At 70.1% G+C, this 21137-nt stretch carries 21 protein-coding genes; 5 read left to right on the top strand and 16 right to left on the bottom strand.

The window, feature by feature from the left end; translation table 11 throughout:
* Positions 1 to 5 precede the first annotated feature (5 nt).
* Positions 6 to 1769, top strand: a complete 1764-nt coding sequence (gene leuA, locus ACLJQZ_RS00545) for a 2-isopropylmalate synthase (protein ID WP_247058921.1) — start codon at positions 6 to 8, stop codon at positions 1767 to 1769.
* Entirely contained in the window at positions 1766 to 2740 is a 975-nt protein-coding gene (locus ACLJQZ_RS00540) for a helix-turn-helix transcriptional regulator (protein WP_410617948.1), read from the top strand. Before leuA ends, ACLJQZ_RS00540 begins: the two co-directional genes overlap by 4 nt.
* 265 nt (positions 2741 to 3005) lie before the next feature.
* Here the strand turns inward: ACLJQZ_RS00540 and ACLJQZ_RS00535 are convergent, their stop codons facing one another.
* Positions 3006 to 3932 carry an SDR family oxidoreductase gene (locus tag ACLJQZ_RS00535; RefSeq protein ID WP_410617946.1) on the bottom strand — a complete coding sequence of 309 codons (927 nt, stop codon included), beginning with the start codon at positions 3930 to 3932 and terminating at the stop codon, positions 3006 to 3008.
* A 129-nt stretch (positions 3933 to 4061) separates the two neighbouring features.
* On the opposite strand from ACLJQZ_RS00535, the gene ACLJQZ_RS00530 reads away from it, so the two are divergent.
* Positions 4062 to 4613, top strand: coding sequence for a DedA family protein (locus ACLJQZ_RS00530; RefSeq protein ID WP_410617945.1), 552 nt, complete (start codon positions 4062 to 4064; stop codon positions 4611 to 4613).
* Here the strand turns inward: ACLJQZ_RS00530 and ACLJQZ_RS00525 are convergent.
* A complete protein-coding gene (locus tag ACLJQZ_RS00525; protein WP_410617943.1) occupies positions 4600 to 5244 on the bottom strand; it encodes a peroxiredoxin-like family protein in 645 nt (214 codons plus the stop codon). The genes ACLJQZ_RS00530 and ACLJQZ_RS00525 overlap by 14 nt on opposite strands.
* A 57-nt stretch (positions 5245 to 5301) precedes the next feature.
* Here ACLJQZ_RS00525 and ACLJQZ_RS00520 point away from each other — a divergent pair, with 57 nt between their 5' ends.
* Complete coding sequence (locus ACLJQZ_RS00520) at positions 5302 to 5910, top strand: TetR/AcrR family transcriptional regulator (RefSeq protein WP_410617942.1); 609 nt, start codon at positions 5302 to 5304, stop codon at positions 5908 to 5910.
* Between the two features lie 32 nt (positions 5911 to 5942).
* Here the strand turns inward: ACLJQZ_RS00520 and ACLJQZ_RS00515 are convergent, their stop codons facing one another.
* Positions 5943 to 6851, bottom strand: coding sequence for a LysR family transcriptional regulator (locus ACLJQZ_RS00515; protein ID WP_410617940.1), 909 nt, complete (start codon positions 6849 to 6851; stop codon positions 5943 to 5945).
* 86 nt (positions 6852 to 6937) lie between these two features.
* Here ACLJQZ_RS00515 and ACLJQZ_RS00510 point away from each other — a divergent pair, with 86 nt between their 5' ends.
* Positions 6938 to 7846: an EamA family transporter gene (locus ACLJQZ_RS00510; RefSeq protein WP_410617938.1), complete on the top strand. Its 909-nt coding sequence runs from the start codon at positions 6938 to 6940 to the stop codon at positions 7844 to 7846.
* On the opposite strand, the gene ACLJQZ_RS00505 is transcribed toward ACLJQZ_RS00510, so the two are convergent.
* The 13 genes from ACLJQZ_RS00505 to ACLJQZ_RS00445 all read right to left on the bottom strand — a co-directional run bounded on the left by ACLJQZ_RS00505 (position 7843) and on the right by ACLJQZ_RS00445 (position 21114).
* Positions 7843 to 8493, bottom strand: coding sequence for a DedA family protein (locus ACLJQZ_RS00505; protein ID WP_326956741.1), 651 nt, complete (start codon positions 8491 to 8493; stop codon positions 7843 to 7845). The genes ACLJQZ_RS00510 and ACLJQZ_RS00505 overlap by 4 nt on opposite strands.
* A gap of 109 nt (positions 8494 to 8602) precedes the next feature.
* On the bottom strand, positions 8603 to 9244 hold the full coding sequence (locus tag ACLJQZ_RS00500; RefSeq protein ID WP_410617936.1) for an SDR family oxidoreductase: 642 nt from the start codon (positions 9242 to 9244) through the stop codon (positions 8603 to 8605).
* A gap of 80 nt (positions 9245 to 9324) precedes the next feature.
* The gene (locus ACLJQZ_RS00495) at positions 9325 to 10488 is read right to left on the bottom strand and encodes an RNA polymerase sigma factor (RefSeq protein ID WP_410617935.1); all 1164 of its coding nucleotides are present in this window, start codon (positions 10486 to 10488) and stop codon (positions 9325 to 9327) included.
* Complete coding sequence (locus ACLJQZ_RS00490) at positions 10485 to 10856, bottom strand: YciI family protein (protein ID WP_326945040.1); 372 nt, start codon at positions 10854 to 10856, stop codon at positions 10485 to 10487. Before ACLJQZ_RS00490 ends, ACLJQZ_RS00495 begins: the two co-directional genes overlap by 4 nt.
* A 343-nt stretch (positions 10857 to 11199) precedes the next feature.
* The gene (locus ACLJQZ_RS00485) at positions 11200 to 12312 is read right to left on the bottom strand and encodes an oligopeptide/dipeptide ABC transporter ATP-binding protein (protein ID WP_326945041.1); all 1113 of its coding nucleotides are present in this window, start codon (positions 12310 to 12312) and stop codon (positions 11200 to 11202) included.
* Positions 12309 to 13304 carry an ABC transporter ATP-binding protein gene (locus ACLJQZ_RS00480; RefSeq protein ID WP_410617934.1) on the bottom strand — a complete coding sequence of 332 codons (996 nt, stop codon included), beginning with the start codon at positions 13302 to 13304 and terminating at the stop codon, positions 12309 to 12311. Before ACLJQZ_RS00480 ends, ACLJQZ_RS00485 begins: the two co-directional genes overlap by 4 nt.
* A 6-nt stretch (positions 13305 to 13310) precedes the next feature.
* Complete coding sequence (locus ACLJQZ_RS00475) at positions 13311 to 14240, bottom strand: ABC transporter permease (protein ID WP_410617932.1); 930 nt, start codon at positions 14238 to 14240, stop codon at positions 13311 to 13313.
* The gene (locus tag ACLJQZ_RS00470; protein WP_410617931.1) at positions 14237 to 15238 is read right to left on the bottom strand and encodes an ABC transporter permease; all 1002 of its coding nucleotides are present in this window, start codon (positions 15236 to 15238) and stop codon (positions 14237 to 14239) included. The genes ACLJQZ_RS00475 and ACLJQZ_RS00470 overlap by 4 nt, the downstream gene beginning before the upstream one ends.
* 83 nt (positions 15239 to 15321) lie before the next feature.
* Positions 15322 to 16992 carry an ABC transporter substrate-binding protein gene (locus tag ACLJQZ_RS00465; protein WP_410617930.1) on the bottom strand — a complete coding sequence of 557 codons (1671 nt, stop codon included), beginning with the start codon at positions 16990 to 16992 and terminating at the stop codon, positions 15322 to 15324.
* Positions 16993 to 17266: 274 nt separating this feature from the next.
* On the bottom strand, positions 17267 to 17857 hold the full coding sequence (locus tag ACLJQZ_RS00460) for a uridine kinase (RefSeq protein ID WP_410618567.1): 591 nt from the start codon (positions 17855 to 17857) through the stop codon (positions 17267 to 17269).
* Positions 17858 to 17861: 4 nt separating this feature from the next.
* Positions 17862 to 18296: a DUF2304 domain-containing protein gene (locus ACLJQZ_RS00455; protein ID WP_410617929.1), complete on the bottom strand. Its 435-nt coding sequence runs from the start codon at positions 18294 to 18296 to the stop codon at positions 17862 to 17864.
* A 13-nt stretch (positions 18297 to 18309) separates the two neighbouring features.
* Positions 18310 to 19023, bottom strand: coding sequence for a glycosyltransferase family 2 protein (locus tag ACLJQZ_RS00450; protein WP_328649907.1), 714 nt, complete (start codon positions 19021 to 19023; stop codon positions 18310 to 18312).
* 123 nt (positions 19024 to 19146) lie between these two features.
* Entirely contained in the window at positions 19147 to 21114 is a 1968-nt protein-coding gene (locus tag ACLJQZ_RS00445; protein WP_410617928.1) for a DUF6541 family protein, read from the bottom strand.
* Positions 21115 to 21137 lie beyond the last annotated feature (23 nt).

The raw sequence follows: 21137 nt of genomic DNA, 5'->3' as shown, positions 1-21137 counted from the left end.
TTTCCATGAGTTCGCGCATCCGCAAGCCTTCTCGCACCGCGCCCGCTGATCAGCCCGCCTGGAACACCCAGCGCGGCACGTCCATGCCGGTGCACCGCTACCGCCCCTGGTACGACCTGATCGAGAACATCGACGTCCCCGACCGCACCTGGCCGGACAAGCGCATCGACCGCGCGCCGCTGTGGTGCGCCGTCGACCTGCGGGACGGCAACCAGGCCCTGATCGACCCGATGTCGCCCGCGCGCAAGCGCAAGTTCTTCGACCTGCTCGTACGCATGGGCTACAAGGAGATCGAGGTCGGCTTCCCGGCCGCGTCGCAGACCGACTTCGACTTCGTCCGCGAGATCATCGAAGAGGGCGCCATCCCGGACGACGTCAGCATCCAGGTGCTGACCCAGTGCCGCCACGAGCTGATCGAGCGGACGTTCCAGTCCCTCGAAGGCGCGCCGCGCGCGATCGTCCACATCTACAACTCGACGTCGATCCTGCAGCGCCGCGTGGTCTTCCGCGAGGAGCGCGAAGGCATCAAGAAGATCGCGACGCAGGCCGCGGAACTGGTCGTCGAGCTGGCCGCGAAGCAGCCGGACACCGACTTTCGGTTCCAGTACTCGCCGGAGTCCTACACCGGCACCGAGCTGTCGTACGCGCTCGAGGTCTGCAACGCCGTCACCGAGATCTGGCAGCCGACGCCGGAGAAGCCGGTGATCCTGAACCTGCCGGCGACCGTCGAGATGGCCACGCCGAACGTCTACGCCGACTCGATCGAGTGGATGAGCCGGAACCTGGCGCGCCGCGACTCGGTGATCCTGTCGCTGCACCCGCACAACGACCGCGGCACCGGCATCGCCGCCGCCGAGCTGGGCTACCAGGCCGGCGCGGACCGGATCGAGGGCTGCCTGTTCGGCAACGGCGAGCGCACCGGCAACGTCGACCTGGTCGCGCTGGGCATGAACCTCTACAGCCAGGGCATCGACCCGCAGATCGACTTCTCGGACATGGACGAGATCAAGCGGACGGTCGAGTACTGCAACCAGCTGCCGGTGCCCGAACGCTCGCCGTGGGGCGGCGACCTGGTGTTCACCGCGTTTTCGGGCTCGCACCAGGACGCGATCAACAAGGGCCTCGACGCGCTGAAGGACGCCGCCGGCAAGCAGGGCGTGCCGGTCGACGAGTACCCGTGGGAGGTCCCGTACCTGCCGATCGACCCGAAGGACGTCGGCCGCACGTACGAGGCCGTGATCCGGGTGAACTCGCAGTCCGGCAAGGGCGGCGTCGCCTACATCATGAAGGCCGAGCACCAGCTCGACCTGCCGCGGCGCCTGCAGATCGAGTTCTCGAAGGTCATCCAGCGCTACACCGACACCGAGGGCGGCGAGGTCGACCCGACCACGATGTACAACGCCTTCTCGGCCGAGTACCTGGAGCTGAAGACGCCGCTGGAGCTGGTGCGCCAGCACGTCCGCGACAACGGCGACGGCGAGTACGACATCACCGCGACGGTGCGCGTCGAAGGCGACGAGCACGAGGTCACCGGCCGCGGCAACGGGCCGATCGCGGCGTTCTTCGACGCGCTCTCGACGGTGGGCTTCGACCTGCGCCTGCTGGACTACTCCGAGCACACGCTCTCGCCGGGCGACGACGCGCGCGCCGCGTCGTACATCGAGTGCGCGATCTCGGACCGGGTGTTCTGGGGCATCGGGATCGACCCGTCGATCGTCACGGCGTCGCTGCGCGCCGTCGTCTCGGCGGTGAACCGCGCCAACCGGTGAAGGCCGAGCGGCTGGTCGCGCTGCTGTTCACGCTGCAACGGCGGCGCAGCGCGACCGCCGCTGAACTCGCCGAGGAGCTGGGCGTCTCCGAACGCACCATGCACCGCGACCTGACGGCGTTGCGCGACGCCGGCGTTCCACTGTGGACGGAGCCGGGCCGGCACGGCGGCTTCCGCCTCGTCGACGGCTGGCGCGCGGGCCTCGACGGCCTGACCGCGCGGGAAGCCGTCGCGCTGTTCGCCCTCGGCGTGCCGGAGGCGCTGGCCGGGCTCGGGCTCGACACCGCGGGCAGCGCGGCGCGGGCCAAGGTGTCGGCGGGGATGCCGCCGGAGCTGCACGAGCAGGCCGCGCTCGTCGCGGGCCGCTTCCACCTGGACGCGCCGGGCTGGTTCGGCGCCGCGGACTCCTCACCCGAACTGGCGACGGTCGCCCGCGCGGTCTGGGCGCAGCGGCGGATCGCGATCAGCTACCGGCGCCGCGACAAGGTCGCCGATCGGGTGCTCGAACCGCTGGGCCTCGTGCTCAAGGCAGGCGTCTGGTACCTGGTCGCCGGCGTGCCGGACGACGACGCGCGCCGCACCTACCGCGTTTCCCGGATCCTGACAGCCGCCGAGCTGGAAGCGCGCTTCGAGCGGCCACCGGACTTCGACCTCGCGGGCTGGTGGCGCGCGGCATCGGCGACGTTCGAGCAGGTAGACCGCCCATTGCGCATCACCGCCCGCCTGAACCAGACAGCGGTGCGCGGCCTGCGACGCGTGTTCGGCGCCGAAGACCTGGCCCACACGGTGGTATCGCTGGGCGAGCCGACAGCCGACGGCTGGGCCGACGCCGAACTCGCCCTGGAAAGCGCCGAGATCGGTCTCGGCCAGCTGGTCGCACTGAGCCCCGGCGTGGAAGTCGTGGCACCGCCGGAGATCCGGGCCGCGCTCGCGGCGATCGGCACCGAGGTCGCGGCCCGCAACAGCGGTTAGTCCACAGGCCCCGGCGATTGTGGACAACTTGCTGCCCCGACGGGCTTGCGACCGGTTTCGCCGAGGGCCACCGATAGACTGGACAAGGGCACGCCCCCCTGAGGTGGGTGGGGGCTGCCATCGCGAGGCTGTGGCGGCAGGGGCTGCGAACAGCGGGAACTACGGCCGACGGGGCTGCGGGCGCCGCGGCCAGCGCGAGCCCCGCCAGCAGGGCCTGCGACTGGCGGGACCATGCTCAGCGCACCACCGCTCGGCCGCGCCTCGATCAGCGGTAGCCCGTCGTATCCGCCTCCTTGCCCGCGTCGGCCACCTCGACCATGTAGCGCCACGCGTCCGGGCGGCTGCCGTCGATGTCGTCGACTTCGTACTCCCGTGCCAGCTGGCCGCTGCTCACCGTCTGCCCGGACCACCGGTGCCGTTCCGGGTCCGCGGCCAGCGCCACCAGTGTGCGGCCGCAGAACGTCGAGGACTCCGAGATCGCGAAGTGCGGCGTCTTCTCCAGCGCGTCGCGCCAGTTCTGCTCGGTGACGCCGTAGATGTCCAGCATCGCCTCCGAGCGCAGGTAGCCCGGCGTGAACGCGACCGCGGTGCACTCGTGCGCCGACAGCTCCGCCGCTTCACCCTTTGCCAGCAGGTGCGCCGACGCCTTCGCGACGTAGAACGGCAGCGACGTGCCCTCGCGGTAGTTCGCGTTGTACTCCGCCGTGCCGTCGGTCATTTCGACGACCAGGCCGCCCGGGCGGCGGATCAGCAGCGGCAGCAGGTGGTGGCCGGTGATCAGGTGCGCGTCGATGCCGAGGCGGATCATGCGCAGGCCGGCGTCGAGGTCGTGCTCCCAGACCGGCTTGCCCCAGCCGAGGTGCTGATCGCCGCCCCAGATGCCGTCGACCAGGATGTCGAGGCCGCCGTGCGCCGCGTCGACCCGCTTCGCCAGCGCCGCGACCTCCGCCGGCTCAAGGTGGTCGACGCGGACGGCCTCGGCCCGGCCGCCCGCCTTCTCGATCAGCTCGACGGTCTCCTCGATGGTCTCCGGACGGTCCACTTCGGACTTCGTGGTGCCGCTGCTGCGGCCGGTCACGTAGACGAAGGCGCCCGCGCGGCCCAGCTCGACCGCGATCGCCCGGCTCGCGCCGCGGGTGCCGCCGGCGACCAGCGCGACCTTTCCGGACAGGGTGTTCGATTCGGTGCTCATGACCTCACGATCACCCCGAACCATGACAACTCCTGACATGGTTCGCCCAATCTGTGGAAGAGCTGTCGGCTTCCTGTGAGTCCCCCTTGATCGGGATTCATCCGGGCCGCGCGGGCGGTTAATGGAGGTGTGGACGCGACTACGGCAGGACTGCTGGTGCTGTTCGTCGTCTCGCTGGTGCCGCTGCTGCCCACCGAGGTGACACTCCTCGGCATGGGCGTCGCGGCGGCGCAGGGCGGGACGTCGCTGGCGCTGGTGATCGCCGTGGCCACGGCCGGGTGCCTGGCCTCCGACCAGGCGCTCTACGCCCTCGGCCGGTTCGGTGGCCGGGCGGCGCTGGAGCGGTTGAGCCGGCGGAAGAAGATCGCCGCCGGCATCGGCTGGCTCGACGGCCGCCTGCAGCGCCACCCGCGGCCGGTGCTGGTGGTGGCCCGCTGGCTGCCGTCGGGCGGGACGGTCGGCGCCCTCCTCGCCGGCTCCCGCCGGTGGCCCATGGCGGAGTTCTTCACCGCGTCGGCCGTCGGCGTCACGCTCTGGACGTCCTACGTCGCCTTCCTCGGCTACGCGGGCGGCCAGATCATCACCGAACCTGGGATCAGCATGCTGCTCTCCCTCGGCGTCGCCTTGGTCCTGGGTTCGGTGATCACCTACAGCGTGAAGCGCGGCGCTAGAGCGATTTGACGGCCTCGAGAATCTGCGCCGGCTCGGTGCGCGTGGTGTAGTCCGGGTGGACGTCGACGTACCGGATCGTGCGGTCCCGGTCGACCACGACGACCGCCGGGTACGCCAGCTCCCATTCGCCGGTGCCGTTGACCTGGCCCAGGTCCGTGCCGATCGAGCTCATCGCCGCCCGCACGACGTCCGAGACCCGGAACGTCAGCCCGAGCTGCCGCGACACGACGTTCCCGACGTCCGACAGCACCGCGAAGCCGAGCTCGTTCTTCTCCCGGGTGGACAGTGAACCGTCCGCGGTCTGTGGGCTGATCGCGGCCAGCGTCGCGCCGAGCTTCGCCAGCTCGGGGACGACTTCCTGCTGGTAGGTGCGCAGCGTCAGGTTGCAGAACGGGCACCACTCGCCGCGGTAGAACACGAGCACCGCGGGCCCGTCCGCGACGAGCCGCCCCAGGCTGACGGGTTCGCCGTCCGCTCCTGGCAGCGTGAAGTCCTCGATCGTGACCCCGGCTTCGGCGAACTTCGTCTCGTCGGCCGCGCGCGCCATGTCGGCCTCGAAGACGGTGAACACCTCCGGCGGCAACGCGCTCCGGCCGTAGTCCTTGACGCCGTCCAGCCCGCTCTTCAGGTCGTTCCCCACTGGGTCCCCGTTCGTTGTACTGATCGGTACAGTGAGGTTGACTGTACTATTCGGTACATGGAGACGCAAGCAGCGGCCACGACCGCGCGTGGCCAGCGGACCCGCGACGCGATCGTCGACGCGGCGGCGGAGCTGATGTACGTCAACGGCGTCGCGGGCACGAGCGTCGACAAGGTGCTCGCCGCGAGCGGAGCCGGGAAATCGCAGATGTACCACTACTTCAAGAACAAGGACCAGCTGGTCGAAGCCGTGATCGACCGCTACCTGACGGAGATCCTCGGCAACCAGCCCGCGATCTTCACGCTGGCGTCGTGGGCCGACTTCGACGCGTGGGCCGAGCAGCTCCTCGACGTCCAGCGCCGCGCCGCGGCGCCGATCCCGTGCCCGCTCGGCAACCTCGCCGGCGAACTCGGCGACGACCCGAAGGTGAGACCGCTGCTCGACCAGGCCTACCGGACCTGGGAGTCCCACCTGACGCGCGGCCTCGAACGGCTACGGAACCAGGGCGAACTCGCGGCCGACGCCGACCCGGCGCGGCTGGCCCAGGCCGCGATGGCGTGTGTCCAGGGTGGCCTGCTGCTGGCCCACATCCGCGGCGACCTGACGGCCCTGGAAGACGCGCTGCACATCGCCGTCGCCCACCTCCGCGCCCACCGCACGTCGTGAGTGGTTAGGGCGGTTCTAACCGCCCTAACCACTCACGAGCCGGTGAGCTGGGCGACCTCCGCACGCAGCTCTTCGATCACCTGGGCCACGGCCGGACGTTGCAGCGCGCCGGTGCGGCAGACCGCTTCCACCAGGCGGGCCGCGCGGATCCCGGCCAGCGGCCGGCCGATCAGGCCGCTGCCGCGGCGGGTGTCCATCGTGTACCGCGGCAGCAGCGCGATGCCGTGCCCGGCCGCGACCAGCCGTTCGGTGATCCGGAAGTCGTTGATCCGCTGGACCACCACCGGCCGGACGCCGGTGCGGACGGTCAGTGAGCGCAGCACGTCGTCCACCGGGAAGCCGAAGTCGACGCTGATCCAGCGTTCGTCCGCCAGCTCCGGCAGCTCGACGCGGCGCCGGCTCGCCAGCCGGTGCCCGGCCGGGAGCGCGACGTCGAGGGGCTCGCGCAGCAGCGGGACGACGTCGAGGCGGCCGGCGTCGAACTCCGGCGCGTGCTCGTCGCGGTGCGCCACGACGACGTCGTAGTCCGCGACCAGGCCGGGCACCTCCGGCGGCGTCATGTCGACGTCCCGGACGTCGACCTCCAGGCCGTCGTACCCGGCGACGCGGGTCAGCAGGCCCGGCAGCAGCATCAGCCCGGCCGACTGGAAGATCGCCACCCGCACGCGCCCACGCGGCGCGCTGCGATAGGTGTCCAGTTCGGACTCGGCGCGCTCCAGCGCGGCCAGCACCTCGTCGGCCCGGGCGACCAGCGCGCGGCCGGCGTCGGTCAGCCGCAGGCCACGGCCCGCCGGTTCGGTGAGCGGCAGGCCGACCTCGCCTTGCAGCGCACGCAGCTGCTGCGACACCGCGGACGGCGTGCAGTGCAGCGCGCGAGCGGCGGCCGTCACGCTCCCGCGGTCGGCGAACTCCCGCAGCGTGCGCAGGCGACCCAGATCCACGGCGTCAGCGTACGTGAAGCGCAGCTACACGATTCCTGCAGATATTCTCGCTGGTCCTTCACGGTCGGCCTTGTCAGAGTGGAGGCATGCCCACCCGTGACCGCCTGCTGGCCATGTTCGTCGCCGTCCTGTGGGGCCTCAACTTCCTGGCCATCCACGCCACACTCGGGCAGTTCCCGCCAGTGTTCGCGGGGGCGCTGCGGTTCGCCGTGATCGCCGTGCCGACGATCCTGTTCGTGCCGTGGCCGAAGGTGAAGGTACGGCACCTGCTCGGCTACGGGCTCGGCTTCGGCACCGGGCAGTTCGCGTTCCTGTTCATCGCGATGGACACCGGCATGCCGACCGGGCTCGCGTCGCTGGTGCTGCAGGCGTCGGCGCCGTTCACGGTGCTGCTCGGCGCCGTCTTCCTGCGGGAACGCGTCACCGCGCGGCAGCTGGCCGGGATCCTGCTGGCCGTCGCGGGGATGACGGCGATCGCGTGGCAGCAGTCCGGGCACGCGGCGCTGCTGCCGATGGTGCTCACCGTGCTGGCCGCGCTGAGCTGGGCGTTCGGCAACCTGAGCACGCGACGGGCGGAGCCGGACAACCCGCTGCACTTCACGCTCTGGATGTCCGTGGTCCCGCCGCTGCCGATGTTCGCGTTGTCGCTGGTCATGGAGGGTCCGGCGGCGCAGTGGCACTCGCTGACGACGCTGGGCACACCGACCGGGCTGACCGCGCTCGGCGGACTGGCCTACGTCGTGCTGTTCGGCACGATCGTCGGCTCCGGCATCTGGACGACGCTGATGCGCCGCAACCCGGCCGGCGTCGTCTCGCCGTTCTCGCTGCTGGTGCCGGTGGTCGGGCTGACGGCGTCGTTCCTGCTGCTGGGCGAGCGGCCGAGCGGGCTGGAGATCGCCGCCGCCGTGGTCGTGATCGGCGGCGTCCTCCTCGGCTCGCTCAAGTCCGCGCGCAAGCCCGATCCCGAGCTGCTGCCGGAGGAAGTGCCGGTCTAGGAGGCCGCTTCCTGCTTTTCCTGCGGCGTCTCTTCTTCACCCTCGTGCTTCTGGCCGAGACGCTTCTTCATGACGAAGAAGACGACGACGCCGATGATGATCGCGGCGACCAGGCCGTACTTGGAGAAGTTGCCGAGCCACTTCTCGGCGACGACGCCGAGGTAGTAGACGAGCGCGGTGGTGCCGCCCGCCCAGACGATGCCGCCGAGCGCGTTGGCGATCAGGAACTTCGGGTAGTGCATCTTCAGCGACCCGGCGAGCGGGCCGGCGAGGATCCGCAGGAACGCGATGAACCGGCCGAGGAACACGGCCCACATACCGCGTTTGTTGAAGATGCGTTCCGCGTTGGCGATGTGCGTCGGCCCGAAATGCTTCGGGAATTTCCGGCCCGCCCAGGCGAACAGCCGTTGCCCGCCGGTCTTCCCGATCAGGTAACCGATGCTGTCGCCGACGATGGCGCCGGCGCTGGCCAGCGCGCCGATCCAGAGCGGGTTCAGGTTGCTGTGCTGCGACGCCAGCAACGCGGCACTGACCAGCACGATCTCGCCGGGCAGCGGAATGCCGAGGCTCTCGATCATGATCACCGCGGCGACGATCAGGTACACCGAGATCGGCGGGATCGCCTCCAGCCATTGATCGATGTGCACTGCGGGTACCCCCTGGAAATCGGTCGTCTGTCACCGCAGGGTACCGGGGCCGGTCCGCACCGGGAGCCCCACTCAGGTATCCCTCCGTGTACTACTTGAGTCGCGTTTTTCACCCCAACGCGGCAAGGGCCGGCCCGACCGGGAAGTCGCCGGAAACGACGTCGAACCCGCGGTTTTCGGTGAGCGGCTCCCCGAGCACCCCGACGACCACGGCGGCGACGTCCAGCCGCGTCACCCGCCCGGGTTCGAGGTGCCCGGCGACCTTGACGCGCCCGGTGGCGGGGCCGTCGATGAGCGTGCCAGGCCGGACGATGGTCCAGGTCAGTGCGGACTTCTGCAGCGCGAGGTCGGACAGCTGCTTGGCGAGCAGGATCGACCGCACGAGCCGGTCGCCCTGGTCCGGGGAGTCGGCGAACTGCGCGGAGACCTGGATGTACCGCGCGACGCCGGCCTTCTCGGCGGCGTGGATGGCGGTGACGGAGCCGTCCCGGTCCACGAGGTTCACCGACGCGGGCTCCGGATCCGGCGCCCCGATGGCCGTGATGACGACGTCCGAGCCGAGGAAGGCTTCGACGAGGTCCTCGGGATCCGCCGTGACGTCGGCGACCACGGGTTCGACGTCGAGGTCGCGGAGGACTTCGGCCCGCTGACGGCTGCGAAGCCCGGCCCGGACGGTGTGTCCTTTGGCCGCGAGAAGCCGCGCGATGTGGAACCCGGTTCGCCCCGACGCGCCCAGCACGGTGACCTGCATGTGGTCGATCCTCCCGCAAGATCGGCGGCCGCGCTCGTCCTTCCCCAGGTTGTCCACAGGTGTGCCCCCATGTGGACAACTCACGTCAGCCGGGACGCCCGTGACTGCAGGTAGGCCTGCTCCGGCAGGCTCAACGTCCGCCGCGACGCCGTCAGGTACGCCTCTCGCGCCCCGACGACGTCCCCCGCCAGCTCCAGCAGGTGCGCCCGGACCGCGTCCACCCGGTGGTGGGCCTCCAGATCGGCGCCGGCCAGCTCAGCCAGGCCCGCTTCCGGCCCGTGGACCTGGGCGAACGCCACGACCCGGTTGAGCGTGACCATCGGGCCCGGCGCGACCACGCGCAGCAGGTCGTAGAGGGTGAGGATCTCGGCCCAGTCGGTGTCCGCGGCCGTCGAGGCCTCGGCGTGGACGGCCGCGATCGCCGCCTGGAGCTGGTACGGGCCGACCGGCGACGTCGACAACGCGGTCGTGATCAGCGAGACGCCCTCGGCGATGAGCTCCGCGTTCCAGCGGGACCGGTCCTGCGCCGCGAGCGGGACCAGCGCGCCGGTCGCGTCGACCCGGGCCGGGCGGCGGGCTTCGGTCAGGAGCATCAAGGCCAGCAGGCCCGTGACCTCGCCGCCCGCCGGCAGCTGACGGGTCAGGCGGATCGCCTCCGTCGTCAGCTCGACGCGGTTCAGGGCGTCGCCCGAGCTGGCCGTGTGGCCCTCGGTGAAGATCAGGTACAGCACCTGCAGCACCGCGGCCAGCCGGCCGGGGTCCGGCGACGGCGTGAACCGCTCGCCGCGCAGCTTCTGCTTCGCGCGGCTGATGCGCTGGCCGATCGTCGCCTCCGGGACGAGGAACGCGCGCGCGATCTCCGCGGTCGTCAGGCCGCCGACCGCCCGGAGCGTCAGCGCGACCTGAGACGGCCGGGTCAGCGACGGGTGGCAGCAGAGCAGCAGCAACGTTAGCGTGTCGTCGACGCCGGCGACCGGCTCCGGATCCGGCGGCTCGGCCAGCGCGACCGTCTCCTCGCGCCGCTGCCGCGCGGTCTCGCTGCGCCACTGCTCGATCCGGCGCCGGGACGCCGTCGTGATCAGCCACCCCTTCGGGTGATCGGGCACCCCTTCGACGGGCCACTGCAGCGACGCCGCCAGCAGCGCCTCCTGGACGGCGTCCTCACAGGTGTCGAAGCCGCCGTACCGCCGGACGAGCGCGGCGAGGACCAGCGGCGCGAGCTCGCGGAGCAGGCCCTCGATCACAGCTCGGTCCCGTGCAGCCCCATCACCGGCCGCACCTCCACCACCCCGAACGCCGCCTCCGGGATCCGCCCGGCGATCTCGAGCGCGCGTTCTTCGCTTTCGCAGTCGAGCAGGTAGAAGCCGGCGAGGAACTCCTTGGCCTCCGCGAAGGGCCCGTCGGTGGTCAGCGGCCCGCTGTCGCCGACGCTGACCTGCTTGGTCAGCTCGGGAAAGGCGAGCCGCTCGGAGACGAGCCGCTCACCGGACGCGTCGAGATCGTCGTTGAGCTGCTGGTAGTAGGCCAGCCCGGCGGCCCGCTGCTCAGCGCTCATCCCCTCCCACGCCCGGCGGGACTCGGGGTTGCCGTAGATCAGGACCACGTATTTCACGAGCGCCTCCCGAAAGGACTTCCACGTCGCCGACCCGCTCGGCAGCGTATGCCGCGGGACCAAGCGACAGCGGCCCCCCACCCTCCCCTAGGGGGGGCGGCCCCGAGTCCAGTCTATCGGCGGCCACCGACCGGAAGCCTGGTTCCGGGTCTCGTGGCCGGAGTTGTCCACAGTGGAGCGGGCCTGTGGATATCGCCCGATGAGACGGGGTCGATGGCGGAACCGGGACGTCGAGTGTCCCGAAACTTCCATCGGCCAAAGGGAAGCGGAGCCCGAACAAAAGACCGGCCGGGCAGCAACTGCCCGGCCGGTCTTCGGATCACAAGGTCACGAGATCACCGGTTCACAGGATCTCGGCTGAAGTGCCGATGTCCGGCGGGCCCAGGTCGGGGTTCAGCGCCCCGGTCAGTTCCACCAGTTCCGGCTTCACCTCGTGCGGCTGGATGCGGCCGTCGCGGATGTCCTCCGCGTAGTGGCACGCCACCCGGTGGCCGCCGCCGATTTCGCGGAGCTGGGGGCGGTCCGTGTCGCACAAGCTCGCCTGGCGCCAGGGGCAGCGCGTGTGGAAGCGGCAGCCCGACGGCGGGTTGGCCGGTGACGGGAGGTCGCCCGCGAGCAGGATCTGCTCGCGCGTGTCCTCCACCTGCGGGTCCGGCACCGGGATCGCCGACAGCAGCGCCCGGGTGTACGGGTGCAGCGGGTCGCGGTAGAGCGAGTCCGCGTCCGTCTCCTCCACCAGCGCGCCCAGGTACATCACGCCGATGCGGTCGGAGATGTGCCGCACCACCGCGAGGTCGTGCGCGATCACCACGTACGTCAGGCCGAGCTGGTCCTGCAGGTCTTCCAGCAGGTTCACCACCTGGGCCTGCACCGAGACGTCCAACGCCGACACCGGCTCGTCCGCGACGATCAGGTCCGGCTCCACCGCCAGCGCCCGCGCGATGCCGATGCGCTGGCGCTGACCGCCCGAGAACTCGTGCGGGTACTTCCGCAGCGACGACTCCGGCAGACCGACAGCCGACAGCAGCTGACGCAGCCGCCGCTGGGTGGCCTCCTTGTCCTTGTCGAGGCCGTGCGCGTGCATGCCCTCGACGAGGATCGACTCCACCGACTGCCGCGGGTCGAGGCTGGACATCGGGTCCTGGAAGATCATCTGCATCCGGCGCCGGGCCTTCCGCAGGTCCTCGCCCTTGAGCTTGGCGACGTCGGTGCCGTCGAACTTCACCGAACCGGACGTCGGCTCGTTGAGCCGCAGGATCGCCCGGCCCAGCGTGGACTTGCCGCAGCCGGACTCGCCCACCAGGCCGTAGGTCTCCCCGCGGCGGATGGCCAGGTCGACGCCGTCGACCGCGTAGACGTGCCCGACCGTCCGGTCGAACACGACGCCGCTCTTGATCGGGAAGTGCACCTTGAGGTCGTTGACCTCGAGCAGCACGTCACCGGCAGGCTGGTTCATCGGGCTCCTCCTCCCGCCACGACCGCCGGCCGCACGGGGTTGTGGCAGCGCAGCAGCCCGCCGTGGTCGGGCACCAGCTGCGGCGAGACCTCGCGGCAGACCGGCAGCGCGTTGGGGCAGCGGGGCGCGAACGCGCAGCCGCCGTCCCACGGGATGTTGTCAGCCACGGATCCCTTGATGGGGACCAGTTTCTCGCCGCGGCCCGCGTCCAGACGCGGGATCGAGGCGAGCAGGCCGTGGGTGTACGGGTGACGCGGTTCGGCGAACAGCTGGTGCCGCTTCGCCCGCTCGACGATCCGGCCGCCGTAGAGCACGTTGACCTCGTCGCACAGCCCGGCGACGACGCCGAGGTCGTGCGTGATCATGATCAGCGCGGTTCCGGTGTCCTGCACCAGTTCCCGCAGCAGCGCCAGGATCTGCGCCTGGATGGTGACGTCCAGGGCCGTGGTCGGCTCGTCGGCGATGAGCAGCCGCGGCCGGCACGCCAGCGCGATCGCGATCAGCGCGCGCTGCCGCATGCCGCCGGAAAGCTGGTGCGGGTACTCGGAAAGCCGGCGCGCCGGGTCGGGGATGCCGACCTTGTCCAGCAGGTCCGTCGCTTCGACGGACGCCGCCTTGCGCGACATCCCGCGGTGCCGCTCCAGGACCTCGGTGATCTGCAGCCCGATCGGGATGACCGGATTCAGCGAGGACAGCGGGTCCTGGAACACCATGCCGAGGTCGCGGCCGCGCCGGTCGCGCATTTCGCGGTCCGACAGCTTCAGCAGGTCGGTGCCCTCGTAGCGCACCGAACCGCTGACCTTGTTGCCGCGCCGCGCCAGCAGCCGCATGATCGCCAGCGACGTCACGGACTTGCCGCAGCCGGATTCGCCGACCAGGCCGACGGTCTGGCCCGGCTCGACGTCGAAGCTGACGCTGTCCACCGCGGTGAACGGCCGCTCGCCACGGCGGACGAAGTCGACCGTCAGGTCTCGGACTTCAAGGAGTGCCATGGGTTCTCACCGCCTGTTCTTCGGGTCGAGGGCTTCGCGGAGGGACTCGCCGAGCAGCGTGAACCCGAGCGCCACGATGATGATCGCGATCGCCGGGTAGTACGCGAGCTCCGGGCGGATGTCGAGGAACTGGCGCGAGGCCTTGCCCAGCATCAGCCCCCACTCCGCGCGCGACGGGTCCGGGTCGCCCAGGCCGAGGAACGACAGCGCCGCGGCCTCGAGGATCGAAGTAGCCAAGGTAAGCGTCGCCTGCACGATGACCGGGCCGAGCGAGTTCGGCAGCATGTGCCGGAACACGATCGCCCCGCGCTTCACGCCCAGGGACGTCGCCGCCAGCACGTGGTCGGCGTCGCGCTGCACCAGCATGGAACCGCGCAGCAGCCGGGCGAAGATCGGCACGCCGACCATCGACACGGCCAGGATGACCGTCCACTGGCTCGGGTTCGCGAACAGCGCCGCGATCGAGATGGCCAGCAGCAGCGAGGGGAACGACAGCATGACGTCGACGAGTCGCATGAGGAGGGTGTCGACCCAGCCGCCGAACGCGCCCGCGATCCCGCCGATGATCACGCCGATGAGGACGCCGATCACCGTGGCCAGCACGCCGACGAGCAGCGTCTGCTGGGCGCCGACGATGAGCCGGGACAGGAAGTCGCGGCCGAAGTCGTCCACGCCGAGCGGGTAACCGGGCATCGACCCGGGAATGATGCCCCGGCCCAGCTGGACCTGGTCCTGCAACGCGCGGTCCTGCGGGTCCTTGGGGGCCAGCAGCGGCGCGAAGATCGCCAGGAGCAGGAACAGACCGGTGATGCCACCGCCGGTGAGCGCGACCGGGCTGCGCAGCATCCGGCGCAAGGCTTCGCCGCCGAGGCTGCGCCCGCTCGCCGCGGCGAGCTTGTCGATCGGTTCCTTCTTCTTGTTCAGCAGAGTGTTCATCGCACACGCACCCTCGGGTCGATGATCCCGTAAGAGACGTCGACCAGCATGTTCACCAGCACGTACACCACCGCCCCGAACAGCAGGAGCGCCTGCAGCCGGGGGTAGTCACGCCGTTCGATCCCCTCGGCCAGCAGGAACCCGAGGCCGCGGAAGTTGAACACCCGCTCGGTCAGCACCGCGCCGCCGAGCAGGGCGCCGGTCTGGAGGCCGATCGTCGTGACCACCGGCAGCAGGCCGTTGCGCAGGACGTGCCGGGTGCGCACCACCTGCTGCGTCAGGCCCTTGGAGTTGGCCGTGCGGACGAAGTCCTCGTTGAGGACGTCCAGCACCGACGCGCGGGTGATCCGGGTGATCACCGCGAGCGGGATGGTGGCGAGCGCGAACGCGGGCAGGATCAGGTGCTTGATCGCGTCCCAGACGGCGTCCCACTCGCCGGTCATGATGCCGTCGAGGATGGCGAAGTTCGTGATCGCGGTGGCGTCGAGACCCGCGGCCTGGCGGCCCTGCGACGGCAAGCCGAGCGGGGCGGCCAGCAGGTCCTGCATCATGTAGCCGAGGAAGAACACCGGCACCGCGACGCCGATGAGGCTGAGCACGATGACCAGGTTGTCGACCGGCCCGCCGCGGAACCGCGCGGCCAGGTAACCGGCGGGGATGCCGACCACGATCGCGATGATCATCGCGGTGAGACCGAGCTCGATGGTCGCCGGCAGGAAGGTGACGATCTCGCCCATGACGGGCTGGGTCGACACCAGGGAGTTGCCGAAGTCGCCGGTGAACGCCCGGCCGAGGAACCCGAAGTACTGCAGGATGATCGGCTGGTCGAGCCCGAGGACGTGGTTGAGGTTGGCGATCTTCTCCGGCGTCGCCTTGTCACCCAGCAGCGCGGCGGCGGGGCCGCCGGGCAGGGACCGGAGCCAGGCGAAGATCAGGATGGACAGGATGAAGAGCGTCGGAATCGCTTGTAGCAACCGACGCACGAGAAAACGGAGCACGTGCAGTCCTTCGTAGCCGGCCCGGGATTAGGCGCAAGGGGTGGGCGCGGTAGCGCCCACCCCTTGCTTGGCCGAAATTCAGATCAGCTGACAGTCACGGTGTTGAAGCGCTCGTCGGTGAGCGGGCTCGCCACCAGACCCTTGACCTTCGGGCCGACCACGATCGCCGGGGTCGGGTAGGCGATCGGGATCGCCGGCAGGAAGTCCATGATCTGCTTGTTGACTTCCTGGTACGCCTTGGCGTGGGCGTCACCGGCCGCCGAAGCGTCCGCCGCGCTCAGGGCCGAGAAGAGCTGCGGGTTGTTGAACCCGAACTCCTTCTTCTCACGGCCGAAGAACGTGCCCACGAAGTTGCCGGCGTCGTTGTAGTCACCGGTCCAGCCGAGCAGGTGGAGGTCCTGCTTGCCGGCCTTCTGGACGTCGTCCTTGTAACCACCGTTCCACGGCTCGGCGTGGGTCTCGATCTTGATGCCGATCTTCTTCAGGTCCTCGGAGATCGCCGTGAAGGTGTCCGCCGGGTTCGGCATGTACGGCCGGGTGACCTCGGTCGGGTAGTAGAACTTCAGCGTCAGATCCGTCGCCCCGGCCTCCTGCAGCAGCTGCTTGGCCTTCTCCGGGTCGTACGGGTACTTGGTGACGTCGTCGGTGTAACCCGAGATGACCTTCGGGACGAACTCGGTCGCGACCTCGGAACCCTCGGCCAGCTTCGACTTCACGAACTGCTCGCGGTTGACGCCGTAGGCCAGCGCCTGGCGAACCTTGACGTCCTTGAGCTTCGGGTTGTTGGCCTGGTTGATGCCCAGGTACAGCACGTTGAACGACGGGCGGATGAGAACCTGCTCACCGTCGTTGCGCAGCAGGCCGTAATCCGCCGGGTTCGGGTAGTCGTAGCCGTTGATGTCGCCGGCCTTGAGCGCCTGCTTGCGGGCGTTCTCGTCCGGGATCACCTTGAAGATCAGCTTGTCGAGCTTCGGCGGCGTCGGGCTGCTGTCGTTCTTGACCAGCGTGATCTCACCCTTGGCCTGGTCCCAGCTCTCGAACTTGAACGGGCCGGTGCCGACCGGGAACTTGTTCGCGTACTCGCTGTAGGTGAACGAGTCGCCGCTCTGGGTGACCGTGTCGGCGTTGTGCGCCTTGAGCGCGGTCGGGCTCTGGATGGCGAACGACGGCAGCGTGAACGCCGACGGGAACGCGCCCTTGGGCTTGTTCAGGTTCAGGACCGCGGTCGCCGGGTCCTTCGCCTCGCAGCTCTTGTAGACGGGGTCACCCGTCGCGTCGCCCTCGTTCTTGGCGAAGCCCTCGAAGACGTCGCCGTAGTAGATCATCTGGCTCTGGGCGGCGGCGCCCTTCATGTTGAACCAGCGGTCGAAGTTGAAGCAGACCGAGGCGGCGTCCATCGGGGTGCCGTCGGAGAACTTGACGCCCGACTTCAGGCTGAACGTCCAGGTCTTGCCGTCGTTGCTCGGCTCCCACTTCTCGGCGAGAGACGGCTCGAGGTCGGCGGTGCCCGGCTTGTTCTGGATCAGCGTGTCGTAGATCTGGCGGGTGATCCGGAAGGTCTCGCCCTCGTCGTTGAACGCCGGGTCGAACATCTTCGGGTTTCCGGCGGCCCCGAAGATCATCGTGCCTCCGGTACCACCTCCAGCGCCCTCGTCACGCTTCGAATCCGCACAGGCGGACAGCGAAACCGCGAGCGCGCCGGTGAGCCCGATCAGGGCCACGCGGCGTGTTCGGGTCAGCCGCAATTGCTGCATCTGGCACCCCTTGGGAGATGTTCGGGTTTTTAAGTCACCGTCCGGTCGGTCAGGAACACCCCGGACGATCGGTGTGCTCGCCGACACTAGCGGGAACTCGGCTCGCACTTAAGCACGTGAGGTTACGATCGCGCTACGTGGGCGTCGATTTGACCGCGATGTGTCCGTAAATCACGACAGAATGTGACCATTTGTGGGCTACGGGTGCGCCGAGTGCCCGAACCCTGACTCAGATGGCGGTACCCGCGTTAGCCCAGCAGTGTTTTGCGCGAAGTCACCCTTGATCGATACGGAGTGCTTCGAACACGGAGCGTGAGTGATCCAACCCCGACGAAAGTCGGGTTCCGGCGGCATCGGGGGTGCCGTCGACGGCGAACCAGCCGCGCTCGAACCGTTGCCAGCGGCCCAGTTCCGCCCTCGACGCCTCGCCGTCGCGCGCCACGGACCGGGCCAGCCGCTCGGCCTCCGTGCCGCCGGAGATCCAGCAGAGGTGGGAAAGCAGGGGTCTTACCGAAGCCCGGCCGCTCGAAACACCTTCCAGCACCAGGACGTCCGCGGCTGTCACCCGGACGAGTTCCCCCGGTTGCGGGACCCCGGAGGACCAGTCCGTCCGCCGGTAACCGCCTTCGACGCCGGCCGCGAGCGGCTTCAGGACGCCTTCGACGAGCCGTGGCCACCACCCGACCGGGTCGTCCCACGTCGCGAAAGCATCCGTGCTCACGAGCTCGGTGCGGCACCCGCGGGCCCGCAGCCCGGCGACGACTTCCGAGGCCAGCGTGGACTTCCCGGCCCCCGAGGGGCCGTCGACGGCCAGCAGCCGCACCCCGCCGAGCCGCGCGGGCGCGGCCAGCAGGGCTTCGATCAGCGCGTCACTTGCCGACGCGCTCGACCGCGGGGAGCCCTTTGACGTCGTCCGGGGCCGACACCCGGGCTTCCAGCTCGACGATCCGGCGCTCCAGCTCACGCTTGGCGTCTTCGAGCTCGCAGCGCAGCAACGCGGTCTCCTCGACCGACGTGCGCACTTCTTCCTCCAGGTGCCCGACCTCGGTGGACAGGTGCAGCGACACCAGCGCCAGCACGACACCGGCGAGCAGGAAGACGAAGTTCGACGGGGTCTCGACCCCGCTCAGGTTGGCCAGGAACTGCGCGGCCGACGGGATCACGGCCAGCACCACCACGCCGACGGCGACGATCAGCCACACGCCCGCGTACTTCTCGCGGAGCTTGCGGCGTCGCATCATCTCGAGGACGACGAACAGCACCAAGCAGGCGATGACGATGCTGAGGATGCGCCAACCGGCCATCTTCGCGAGCTCCTTATGCCGAGTCGGACGAGTCGACCGCGGGGCGGCGGCGTACCAGCGCCAGCAGCAGCGCGAGCCCGGCCCGGCCCAGGTAGACAGCGGACTTGACGGGCGAGTGACTGGGGGTGCCGCCCGCGCGCTCGCGCATGACGACCGGGATCTCCTTGATGACCAGCTTCGCGCGGATCGCCATCACCAGCGACTCCACCGTGTCGCCGAGGTACTCGGCCGGGTAGTAGCCGGCGAACAGCCGGATCGCGCGCGGGCCCATCGCCTTGAACCCCGACGTGACGTCGGTGAGCTTGGTCTTGCCCAGCCGCGAGAACACCAGCGACAGCGCGACCATGGCGTACTTGCGCGGGCCGCTGGCCTTGTAGGAACCCTTGCCGGCGAACCGCGAGCCGATCACGATGTCCGCGTCGTCCAGGCCGCGCAGGAGGGCCTCGAGCTCGTCGGGGTCGTGCTGACCGTCCGCGTCCACCTGCACGACGACGTCGTACCCGCGGGCGGCGGCGTAGCGGAAGCCGGTGCGCATGGCCCCGCCGACCCCGAGGTTCACGGCGAGCCGGGCCACTTCGGCGCCGGCCGCGCGGGCCAGGCGGGCGGTGTCGTCGACCGAACCGTCGTCGACGACCAGCAGATCAACGTCCGGCCGAGCCCGTTTCACGTGCTCGATGACCGAAGCGACGCTCGCCTGCTCGTTCAGCGCGGGCATCACGATCAGCACCTTGCGGTGGGTCACGGAGGTCAGAGAAGACGCGGACACGCGATCACTTTAGCCCTTTCTTCTGGGGCCGAGCCCCAGACCCCGGCCGGGGGCAAGCCCCCTGGACCCCCGAAAGCATGTGGTTCACTGCCCGTTACCGGCCGGAGACCCAGGCGCGGCCCCGGAAGCGACGACACCCTGCTGCCCCTCGATCTCGTAGATCGAGGCACCGGCGTTGTGGTAGACCAGCTTGAACCCGGGGCTCTTGTCGAGGCCCAGGAGGCCGACGTCGTTGGGGGTCGTCTTGGTGACCTTCCCCTCCCCGACGAAGGCGTAGCGCACCTTCAGGTTGGTGAGCAGCCGGCGCACTTCCGGGTACTTCTCGACCTCGTTGGCGTAGACGCTCAGGTAACCCGCGTCCGTGTTCAGCTCGGCGCCGTAGAAGTTCCACTGCGTCGGCATCACGCCGGCCAGCGCGTACATCCAGACCGAGCCGTCGGCCTTGTCGTTCAGCACCCGCTCGCCCGGCGCGGTGTGCTGCGCGAGCCAGGCGAACGCGGTCTCCTCGTCCTTGCTGACCGTCGGGCCGCCGCTGTAGTTGAGCTGCAGGCGAGCGGCGTTGCGGCCGATGTAGCCGCCACGGCTCAACCCGCCGACCACCAGGGCCACCACGACGACGCCGGCCAGGGTGAGCGTGGCCGGCTTGAGGTTCGGCAGCCGGGGTGCGACCTTCTCGGCGAACCAGCCGGACGCGGTGTGCGCGAACTCGCCGAACGCGACGCAGCCGGCCAGCGGCACCAGGGCCGCGACGCGCCAGTTGTCGTTGTAGAACGGGCTGCTCAGCGTGTGGATCAGGTCGCTCTCCATCGACACCGTCGCGGCGAAGAGCGTGCCCAGCACGACGTACGCGCCGACCATCCACAGCATCCGGCGGTGCTTGACCAGCAGGAACACGCCGATGATGGCCGGGATGCCGATCCACCACTGCGGGAACGCGGCCATCGGCGAGAACGTGATCGTCTCGCCGAACGCGCCGGACACGGTGGCCTCGGACGCCCAGAAGGCGCTCGTCACGCCGCCCGCGTTGTACAGCGACGGCAGCACGACCGGGATGCCGAACGCGGCCGCCAGCACGACGCTCGCGACCAGCGACGTCAGCGACCGCCGCCAGACGATCTTCTCGAAGCGGAACACCACCGCGAGCAGGATCAGCAGGAAGTACACGATGACGACGAACACGACACTCGTGTGCAGCCCGGCCAGCCCGGCGACGCCGACGCCGATGGCGACCGGCCCGGCGATCGAACGGGGCTCCAGCAGGTGGCGTGCCACCGCGAGCATGGCCGGGATGAGCGCGACACCGGCGACGAACGGCCACAGCGGGCCGCGCCACAGCGAGTCGTACGGGAACACCGTGAAGCACGCCGACACCGTGGCGGCCGCGGCGACGCCGATGGCCGGCATCCGCCAGGCGTGGCACATCGCGGCGACGCCGAGCGGCACCGTGAGGACCACCGCGAGCGCCGCGAGGTTCAGCGTCGGCATGATCGTCAGGCCGCCCTTGCCGAAGACCAGGGCGAGCAGCGCGTGGTAGGTGTCCGGGTAGAAGTAGTGCGTCTCGTTCGGCAGGTTCGCGATCGTGCCGACGGTCGACGGGCGCGCGTCGCCGTGCTCGGCGATCCAGCGCACCAGGTTGGCGTGGAACGGCGCGTCCCAGCCCTGCTGGACGTTGTCGATGCTCCGGAAGCCGCGCAGGATCGTCACGGTGCCGATGCCCATGCCGGCGGCGACGCCGAGGCCGATGAGCACGTGGTCGCGGACGCTGCGCGCAGGCCGCTCCGGCTCTTCCCAGTCGGGATGGCGGCGGCGCGTGAACCGGGTCACGGCGAAGGCCAGGCCGAAGCCGGCCGCGGAGAGCACCAGCGTCCACAACGCGACGTTGAGCGTCGTCCAGCGGATGCCGAACCGGCCGAGCACCGGGATGCCGAGCGCGACCAGGCCGAACGTCAGCATCGGAGCGGCGGCGGCCAGCGTCCAGCCGCGCAGCTGGATCGCGGCACCGAACACCAGACCCGGCAGCCAGAACGCGAGCAAAACGAGCAGTACGTTCATTGAATTCGCAGTCCAAACCTTAC

This window comes from Amycolatopsis sp. cmx-8-4 (assembly GCF_046548675.1).
In the GTDB taxonomy this organism is placed as follows: domain Bacteria; phylum Actinomycetota; class Actinomycetes; order Mycobacteriales; family Pseudonocardiaceae; genus Amycolatopsis.
The sequence above is the reverse complement of the archived record's forward strand: the minus strand, read 5'-3'. Positions and strand labels throughout refer to the sequence as shown.